4 protein-coding genes are annotated in these 8029 nt (G+C 64.9%); 3 read left to right on the plus strand and 1 reads right to left on the minus strand.

What is annotated here, in order from left to right:
* The first annotated feature begins 825 nt into the window (after positions 1 to 825).
* The 3 genes from VN520_RS26510 to VN520_RS26520 are packed head-to-tail and all read left to right on the plus strand — an operon-like array spanning position 826 to position 6780.
* Positions 826 to 1938 carry a 5'-methylthioadenosine/S-adenosylhomocysteine nucleosidase gene (locus tag VN520_RS26510; protein ID WP_325749464.1) on the plus strand — a complete coding sequence of 371 codons (1113 nt, stop codon included), beginning with the start codon at positions 826 to 828 and terminating at the stop codon, positions 1936 to 1938.
* The gene (locus tag VN520_RS26515) at positions 1935 to 6083 is read left to right on the plus strand and encodes a hypothetical protein (protein ID WP_325749465.1); all 4149 of its coding nucleotides are present in this window, start codon (positions 1935 to 1937) and stop codon (positions 6081 to 6083) included. Before VN520_RS26510 ends, VN520_RS26515 begins: the two co-directional genes overlap by 4 nt.
* 52 nt (positions 6084 to 6135) lie before the next feature.
* Positions 6136 to 6780, plus strand: a complete 645-nt coding sequence (locus VN520_RS26520; protein ID WP_325749466.1) for a hypothetical protein — start codon at positions 6136 to 6138, stop codon at positions 6778 to 6780.
* Positions 6781 to 6982: 202 nt separating this feature from the next.
* Here VN520_RS26520 and VN520_RS26525 read toward each other — a convergent pair whose 3' ends face one another.
* Entirely contained in the window at positions 6983 to 7882 is a 900-nt protein-coding gene (locus tag VN520_RS26525; RefSeq protein ID WP_325749467.1) for a nucleotidyl transferase AbiEii/AbiGii toxin family protein, read from the minus strand.
* Between the last annotated feature and the right edge of the window lie 147 nt (positions 7883 to 8029).

The raw sequence follows: 8029 nt of genomic DNA on the forward strand, positions 1-8029 counted from the left end.
TGGGCGTCGTGTTCGGGCTGACCCTGGTGGCGGCGGCGACCCGCGCCGCCGAACCGGGCGGGAACGGCCTCTCCCGGTGCGGCCTCGAACCGTTCGCCGCCGAGGCTGAAGCTCTTGGCCGCGCACTGCGCCACCACGGCCGGGGACAAGGGATCGTGGGACGGCGTGATCCGTGTGGCACGGCGGTGTGTACGGCGCCGGGAATGTCGTCGATCAGCTCGCGCAGAGCCAGGGCGGACTCCTCGCACAGGGCCGCACGAGGCGCCCGCGCGCACGGCCGGCAGGTCTGCGTACGCGGTCTCCAGCGCGTCCGCCCGCGGGTACACGCCACGGGACGGTTCGTCTCTCCTCCGGGCCTACGTGCCTAGCACTCGATGATGTTCACCGCGAGGCCGCCGCGGGCGGTCTCCTTGTACTTGACCGACACGTGGGCCGCTTTCGATTAAGGGTGTGACCTGCGGGTTTGGCACAGGCAGGTCCGACCGGGGTCACGTCAGGGACTTTTCCGGGACCTTCATGCCGACAGTTGGCTACAAAGATATCCAGAGTACGTGTCGGTCAGCGGGGTTGGTAGGGCGCCGGTGCGTCTCGGACTATTGGTATGAATCGGTGATGGGAGTACGTACTGCTACTTCCAGAATCTGAGGACCAACGCGAACGGTGGTGCACTGGCAGGTGTACATGTCCGCCCTGCCTGCCCGATCGGCGAGACCCTGTAGGCGGCATTGCCCACCCACTATGTTTCATGGGCATTCGGTCCACTGCACATGCCCCGTCGGCGCTAGTGTTGCGTGAGATTGTCGGCTGAGTCCAAGGGCAGGGTACGTGGAGCCGAGTTCAGACGTAGTAGTTCTCACCGCACTACCAGTTGAGTTCCGGGCCGTGTTGCACTTGTTGCGCGACCAGTCGACGCTCGTTCATCCGCAAGGCACGAGCCTCGTGAAGGGGACGCTTCCCGGACTTGTGGGGACCGTTGCCGTCGCACGAATCGGAGCCGGCAATCTGACGTCGGCCGCCATAGCTGAGCGTGTCCGCCAGTGGCTGCGCCCACAGGCGTTGCTGTTCGTCGGCGTTGCGGGTGGACTGAAGCCTGAGGCCCGACTCGGTGACGTCGTGGTGTCGACGAAGGTTTACCACCTGCATCCGGGCAAGGAGACACCCGAAGGCTTCCACGTCCGACCGGTGCCAGGGGCTGTGTCGCACAGGTTGGAGCAGGCGGCAGGAATCGCCTTGTGCTCGGAAAGCTGGCGCAAGTGGGTTCCTGATGAGGTGCGAGCGACCTGGCAGGAAGGCGGTCCGCACGTTCACTTCCAGCCCATCACCGCTGGTGAGGTCGTCCTGAATTCCCCGGTCGCTCCTCTGCGTGACCAGATTAGGTTCCACTACGGTGACGCCCTGGCCATCGAGATGGAGTCCGCCGGCGTTGCCCGTGTCGCTGACCTGTCTGAGGACCTTCGGATCCTCACCCTGCGAGGCATCAGCGACCACGCCGATGCCAACAAAGGCGAAGCCGATGCGTCGGGTTCGCAGCATCGGGCGTCCGCACACGCCGCCGCCGCGTCGGCTGCCCTCGCGTGTGAGCTGCTGCCGGAGACGGCTGGATCTGGCGGATTGAGCCTCGCCGCAGGCTTCGCGGGAGCCATTGGCGAGGCATCAGCACCGGAGGCCGAGTGGGTGAGTGCCCTGATGGCCTTTGACGACATGGGCAGAGGGGATTTCCGGCACAGCCTTCTCATCGACATGGGGCGCATACTCGGCCTGCCTCGTGCCTTCATGGCGACGGAATCATCGATGGCGCGTGATCATGTGCGGGAGATCGTCCGCCGGGTGAACGCCTACCGGGATCCTCCTGCCGCACGCAGGGCCCTCTACTCAGCTCTTGAGTGCGCTCGTCCTGACGACGGGGCCCTCGAAGGTCTGAGCCGGTTGTTGTCATGACGAATGAGGTCTTCACCGTGCAGGCGCCGCGTTGGTGCCGAGTACGGGCCGACAGCTCTCCTGACGGGGACTTCTTCCCGCTGGACGACGACGGATTTCTGGGCAGCGAGCACATTGTGGCGCCGCTCGGGTCCGAGGCGACTGCGGGTCTGCTCGTTGCCCCGGGCGATGTCGCCTGTGAGGGGGCAACCGTGTTGCTGGGTGAGCCAGGTGCCGGAAAGACCTCGGTGTTCAGGCTGATGGTGGAGGGGCTACCGATGTGGGACGACCCCTTCGTCCCAGACGGGGCGGACCGTTGCGTGTGGGTCGATGGCCCCGACCTGACAGCCGCTACCTGGGACGAGGTCTTGGGGAGCCACCTCAGGGGGCTACCAAGCGTGGCAGTGGGCCAGGGGCCGCCGCCGAGCGGGAACCTGACGATGGTGATCGACCAGGCTGACGAGAGCGAGCTCTGTCGCCATCTTCCCTCCTACCTGAAGCGTTTCCTGAAGAACAGAGACGTGCGGGGTCTCAGGCTGCTGCTCGCCTGCCGGACGGGCGACTATCCGTCCGGTCTGACATCCGTTTTCCGTGAGGCCTTCGGTGGTTGTTCCTTGGTGGACCTCGCCCCGCTGTCGCGGTCCGATGCCGTGGCGCTCGTGGAAAGCGCTGGTGTAGGTGGGGAGCAGCTGATCTCCGAGGTGGTCGCCCTCCGCGCGGGAGCTCTCGCCAGTGTGCCTCTCACCCTCGAACTCATCGTGCGTGAGTACCGGGCACACGGCTGCCTGAGGGGCGGCGCCAAGGAGCTGTTCGAGGACAGCGTTCGGCTGCTGTCGCAGGAGTACGACCCCGACCGTCTCACCGTGGCCGCACCGGCGACGACATGGCCGCAGCGGCTGGAAGTCGCAGGTCGTATCGCCGCACGACTGGTGCTTTCAGGTCGGCGCACCCTGTGGCGGGGGAGTCCGCGCGAGGATCGGCCACGGACCACCGACCTGGATGTGTCCACCCTCTCCGGAGGCAGCGAACAAACGTCAGGCTGTCAGACCTTCGAGGTCACCCCGACCGTCGTCGATGAAGTGCTGTCCTCAGGCCTGTTCACCGCGAGCGGCAACCACAGGTTCGCATTTCGTCATTCGTCGCTTGCGGCCTTCCTCGCCGCCCAGCACCTCATCTCCCGATCCGTCCCGGACGCAGCGCTCCGCCGCCTGTTCCTGGTCGAAGCGCCGGACCAGGAAGCGGCTGGCATCCCTGTGTCTCTGCGGGAAACTGCTGCCTGGCTGGTGGCTTTGGACCCCGACCGCACACGATGGCTCGCTTCGGCCGACCCGGAGAGCCTGACCATGCACAGCGGACTCGTCCGCTCGGACAACGTCAGGGAATTGATCGTCAGGCGCTTGCTGGAGCGCGCCGCTGATGTGGAACTCGGTGAAGCCAGATGGCATCAGACCCGCTGGGCGCTCGGTCATCCCGGTCTGGCCGGCCAACTCGCCCCGGTTCTCGCCCTCGATCCCGCGGACTTCGGTGACTGGGAGACTCGTGCTCGGGCCCAAGTGGCGATTCAGTTGGCGGAGCAGTGCCCGTCGCCAGATCTCGCACCGCTGCTTCTGAAAGTGGCGGCAGATTCTCGGTGGCCGGCCGACAACCGTGCGAACGCCGCCAGAGCCGCCTTCGCCTGCGACGGGGCGGTGGCCGCACCTGTCCTCAAGGAAGTGTTGACCACGCTCGGGCCGGGAAGGGAGACAGATCCGGGCCTGAGACTCCGGGGTGCTCTGCTTACACTGCTTTGGCCCCGCTTCCTCGACACGAACATGATGCTCAACGCACTGAGCGCGACACCGAGCGATGACCGCTACGGGGCGTACGAGCATTTTCTCGCAGAGATGCCCGCCAAGTGCCCCGCGGAGGATGTGCACCGCATCGTGGCATGGCTGGCGCAGGGCGTAGAGGACCGGACAGCGAGACCCGAAGGTCGCAGGAAGCCATTTGCGGAGGACAGGCTTGTCTCCGGCACGGTCGGCAGGGCGTTGAGTGTTCTGAGTGCGGAGTCACTGCTGCCCGACATCGCCCAGATCCTGACGGCGCGCATATTGGGTCATGAGAAGGTGGAGCTCCCCCACGTACTGAACCCGGTCACGCCCGATGGGTTCGAACCGGTCCCGGTACGCGATCTGCGACGCAAGCTCGCCGCCGCCCTGCTCTCACGGGGAATCGCGGCGGGGCAGAACATGAGGTATTTCGGGTGGCTCGTTGTGCGCGAATGGCAGTCCCCCCGCACGTGGTTCGGCGAGCCCGAAGGATTGCACGGCGACCGGCACAACCTGCTCGACTCAGGTGACTTCGCCTGGGCGTTGCAAACGGCCGCCGACTGCGCCGAGCGGGCCGATCAGGCAGACGCGTATGCGCAGCTCGCGGAGATACTTTTCGATCAGGGGAGCCAAGAACACTTTGAACTGGCCTATGAGAGCCAGGGCAATCCTGCCTGGCTGCATCTGCGATGGTTCTACGAACCGATTGATATCCGTGGTGACTTGGCTGACAGCTGGCGCATGAATCACAGCGCCTCATCCCCGCCGACCTGGCCCGAGAGCGCGAAGTTCGTCGCACGACAGCGAGAGCGTCTACAGCAGGCACGTCAGCATGACACGGACAGCTTCTGGGCTCTGCTGTGGAACCTGCAGATCGATCCGAATACCGGAGAGGGGCAGCATCGCTTCGACGACGAGATCGGCGATTGGCCGGGATGCTCCGTGTTCACCGCCGAGGAACTCGCCGATCTGCCTGACTGCGCCCTGCAATACCTGCGGCTTGAGAACGACCACGCCGATGAATGGCTCGGACTTGAGAAACAGGACAAGCGCGCCTGGGCCGGCGTCCTGTCGCTGTCGCTGCTCCACGACGCGGGTCGGCTGGACGACCTCGAACCAGATCGGTGGAGTGCCTGGGTGGGCGCAATCGCTGACCCGTGGTACATCCTCTCGTCCACGACGTGGGGGCTGCTGCTCCAGAGGGCGGCTGTCAATGACCCCCAGGGTCTTGCTCGTGCGATCGGGACAGCTGCCAGGGCACAACTGGCAGACGGCGTACAACCGCTGGTTCTGGATCGCATCGAGGCGACCTGGTCTTCGGTCGTCACCGAGATATGGGAAGAGTTCCTGGCGGCGCTGTCCGCCGCCCTTCTGCCCGACTTCCGCTCGGCTCGCCCGGCGGGGGCGTGGTCGGTGGCCGCAGAGGCATTCGAGAAGGGAGAGGAGGGTCGGGCAGCGCTGGTTCGTACGTGGTCCGGACTCCTCGCCGGCCTTCTTACCGTGGAGAGCGCCCTCGCACGGTCTGTCGCCGAGTTCGCACTCATGGCAGTGGAGCGGGACAGCGAAGCCGGGGATCTTGAGCTACCGGTGCTCGTCGCCTGCGTTCTGGTGGGGGTCGACGGTTTCGAGGCGTGGACCGGTCTCAGAGAGCTCATTGACGCATCGGCCTACTTCAGCCGCGCTCTCGCTCTGAAATGCGCAGGGCGCTCCGAGCGTGGGCATGTCGAGGTACACGCCGATGAAGGGGGGTTGAGCGCGCTCTATCGGTGGCTGAACACGGTCTTCCCTCAGGACTGGAATAGCCGACCGCTCGGGGTACATACCGTGACTCCCGAAATGGAGGCTCTGGACTGGCGTGAGGCGTTGCCCGGGACGCTGAGCCGCCGTGGCACTCCGGAGGCGGTCGACCAGCTGAAGGCGCTGGCAGTCGAGTTTCCCGCGCGCTTGAACCTGCGGGCCGCGCTGGTGTCGGCACGGGCCAACTGCCTTGCGGCGACGTGGACTCCAGTTGACCTGGACGAAGTCGTCGCCCTCCTGGCCGGCGTCGCCACCTCGTCTGAGTCCAAGCTCGTCGAAACCCGACTCGTCGACGTGTTGGAAGCTTTCCAGGACATGGGTAGCCATGAATTTCGTGGGGGGATCGTGACGGACATGCAGCGGCTCATGAATGCGGACCGACTCCTGCCCATCGCGGACCACAACATGGCGCGTGATCATCTGCGAGCGATCGCCGGATACGCCTACGGCGAGGGCGGCCCGGAGGCCAGGCTCGCCCTGCTCGCAGCACTGGAACAAGCCCGTCCCGATGAGAAAGCTGTGGAGCGCCTCAGGGATCTGCTTGTGGTGCGCGAGAGCTGATCGGCTTGCAAAGCCGACCGGGTGGAACGAATGGTGGCAACGGGGATGAGGAATGGAATTTCTACGCGATATCGGCACGTCACTGCTTGCCAGCGCTCTCTTCTTGGCGCTGGTATGGGTATTCTCGAAGACTGCCCGTCGCCTTATACGTGGCCTTGCTGCCCATCTGCTGCACCTGGATGTGGAAGAGGTATTCGCCAACAGTCGAGATGCGGCACACGACATCAAGCGAGAACTGGGTCGGGCGAGGGAGGTGTCCGTTCTGACCGGCCGCGGTAATGAACTACAGCGCGACTTGTTCGAGGAGCTGTTCCTTCGCTGTCGGGCTCGCCGCTCCCGCTGCCGCATACTGCTACCGAAACTTGATGTCTCCGCAGGAGAGCCGGACTGGATCACCGACCGGGAGGAGGAGATCCAGGTTTTCGACTCTGCTTTCGGCGCCGGTCTGCTGCGCCGCCAGATCGCGGCGACCTACGACTACCTTGCTCCGCTCAAGGTGGAAGGACATCTCGAAGCGCGTGGTTATGGCGTTCCGCACATCGGCCGGATCATCGCGACCGAACGGGTCGTCTATCTGACTCCGTACTCGGCGGACCGGCATGGCAGGGAATCCCCCGTGATCAAATACCGCCGTGGAGAGACATACGATGTCCTGCTGCGTCTGATTGAAAAATTGTGGGTGGGCGGGCCGGCCTGACCGCCGGGCACGTTGTTCCAAACCGATGTAGCACCGGTTCGTAACGTGGGCCTACGGATGGGAAGTTCCCGCATTCCCTGGCGTCGCGAACGATCGGGCATCCACCACTTCGTGTGTCGGGCGCACCTCCGACAGTCAGTGACGGGATGTCATTGACGCTTCGGTGAGTGGGGCATTTTTTGCGGTTTGCGTGGGAGCCGGGTCACGTCCACGTAGTGGCTGAGCTGTTCCAACTACGTGTGCCGACTGTCCCTGCGAGCAGTGGGTCTGCGAATGCGATGACTAGGCCGACCACGTCAGTGAAGAGATTCGGATAGCCAGCAGAGGAGGGTCCCTGGCGACGGCGCCAGGCGGCGTAGGAGGATTGGCGACGCTCGGCGAGGTCGGTGATCGCGGCGCTCAGGGGCTTCAGCTCAATGTCGCGGTGGGTTGCGGTGGCCGTCAGCGCTGCGGCCAGTTCTTTGCCGTTGAGATTGTTGAGCGTCAGCAGGCGGTAGAGGTCCGCGTAATCCCGGTCGCGGGTGTTGAGATCGCCGAGCGAGATGGCGGTGGAGAGCTTCTCGGCGATGACAGTGGCGAGCGGGTAACCGAAGAGTTGGAAGCTGTCTGTGGTGAGCTGCTGCGGGTAGTTGATGGTCTGAGGTCCGGGAGTGACGGGATCGCCGAAGCTGATGTCCAACTGGAGCTTGAGACGTGCACGGGCGATCGATGCGGCCATGGACAGTCGTACGCCGTGATACTCGTCCTCCTCTCGGATGGGTACGGTTCTGAGTGTGGCGGAGTCGTATGCCACGCCGTCGTCGACCTCAGTGGTGGCGATCGCGGCGATTCTGCGGATGATCTCGGTTTCCTCGCCGGAAAACGCGCGGCCAAGGATGTCGATGTCACGGGTCATCCGGCGGGCGCCGAACTGGGCGAGCAAAAGGCCGCCCTTGAGGATGAAGTGCTCGCGGCCGAGAGGGGATGCTGCCAGGCGGTAGAGGAACCGTTCGAGTACGTACTCGACCATGACCTCGTCCGTCGAACGGCCGTCGCGACGAGCCAGATTGCGCAGGTCGTTGTAGACGCGGCCTGCGGTGGTACCCCGATTTGGGTTGACCATCAGGCAAGCACCGCCTCAACAGCGGGACGGATGACGGAGAGCGCGCCCAGCTCGCGGGCGATGAGTTGGAGTTCGCCGACCCCGCTCCGTCCGCTGCTACGCAGGTAGCGGCCAAGTGCGGACAGGGCCATGGTCTCCCCGATTTTG

It is taken from the genome of Streptomyces sp. (assembly GCF_035563135.1).
Lineage (GTDB): Bacteria > Actinomycetota > Actinomycetes > Streptomycetales > Streptomycetaceae > Streptomyces.